The sequence below is a fragment of the Pelomonas sp. KK5 genome (assembly GCF_001984095.1).
Classification (GTDB): domain Bacteria; phylum Pseudomonadota; class Gammaproteobacteria; order Burkholderiales; family Burkholderiaceae_C; genus KK5.
Genome location: NZ_LYVQ01000485.1, coordinates 1 through 1,180, shown reverse-complemented (window position 1 = coordinate 1,180; position 1,180 = coordinate 1). Strand labels below are relative to the sequence as shown.

Genomic DNA, 1,180 nt, shown 5'->3' with positions numbered 1-1,180 from the left:
GGGCCGCGGGCTGCGGGTCATGGAGCGGACCCGCCGAGCGCCAGCACGATGCTGCCGGTGAAGCCCTTGGGCCCACGCGCCAGCTGGGCCTGCACCGGCCGGGCGCGGGCGGCGCTGCGCGCCTCGCCGAGCCAGGCCTGCAGCGCCTCGCTGCTGATGCCGGTGAGCGTCAGCACCGCGCGCTCGCCATTGATGCTCAGCTTGGCCGCGGCGCCGAGGTGCTCGCTGGCGGCCTGCAGCGCCTGCGCGGCCTGGGCCACCGGCACCGGCGGCAGCGCGCGCAGCTCGCGGGCCTCGGCGGCCAGCGCCTGCATCTCGCGCAGCTGGGCATCGACGGCGTCGAGCTGGGCCGGCGCCTCGCGCAGCGTGCGCAGCGCCGGCTGCACCAGGATCAGCCAGGCCAGCGCCAGGCCGATGAGGGCGCCCAGCAGGCTCAGCGCCCGGCGCTCGCCGTCCTGCAGCGCCAGCCAGCGCTGCTTCGATTTGAGGGTCAGGTCTTGCCAGGTGCTCATGGTCTGCGTGTTCAGTTCCGCGGCGGCGTCATGCCGCCTTGCGGGCCGGGGCCGCCACCGGGGCGAGGCCCGCGGCCGGGCCGGCCCGGGATATCGTTGCCGGGTTCGGCGCGGCGCACGCTCAGCTGGCCGCCCTGGCTGTCCAGCGTGAAGCCTTCGCCGCGCAGTTGGCTGCGCAGGCGCTGGATCTGGTCCTCGTTCCAGCCGCCGGCCGGCAGCACCAGCGTGCCGGGCTCGAAGTTCAGCGAATCGGCCGGGCCGCGGTCGGCCGGCCAGGCGGTGGCGGTGGCGGCCAGCAGCGTCTCCAGGTCCTGCGGGCCGGGGCGGCCGGCGCTGGCGCGCAGCGCATCGGCCTCGCGGCGCATCTGCACCGGCGCGTTCAGCACCGCGCGCACTTGCGGGAAGGTGGCCGTCAGCGTGCCGTCCAGCGCGGCGCGCTTCTCGCGCAGCTGGCGGTTCTGGTGCCAGGCCATCGCGTTGATGCCGACCAGCTGCACCGCCACCAGGCCGATCAGGCCCCAGCGGACCGGCCGCCAGTCGCGCTGCAGGAAGGTCCGCCAGGCGCCGCGCACCGTGCGCAGGCCGCGCGTGCGCTGGGCGAGGTCGAACTGGCGCAGGTTCCAGGGCGAGTCGACGGCGGCCAGGGCGCGCTGCTCGGGCGAGAGCAC

2 protein-coding genes are annotated in these 1,180 nt (G+C 76.7%); both read right to left on the bottom strand.

The window, feature by feature from the left end; translation table 11 throughout:
• Positions 1-17: 17 nt before the first annotated feature.
• A complete protein-coding gene (gene gspM / locus B0W88_RS31860; RefSeq protein WP_077038417.1) occupies positions 18-512 on the bottom strand; it encodes a type II secretion system protein GspM in 495 nt (164 codons plus the stop codon).
• 11 nt (positions 513-523) lie between these two features.
• Positions 524-1,180, bottom strand: a 657-nt coding sequence (locus tag B0W88_RS31855; protein WP_304442609.1) for a GspL/Epsl periplasmic domain-containing protein, incomplete at its 5' end; no start/stop codon positions are given.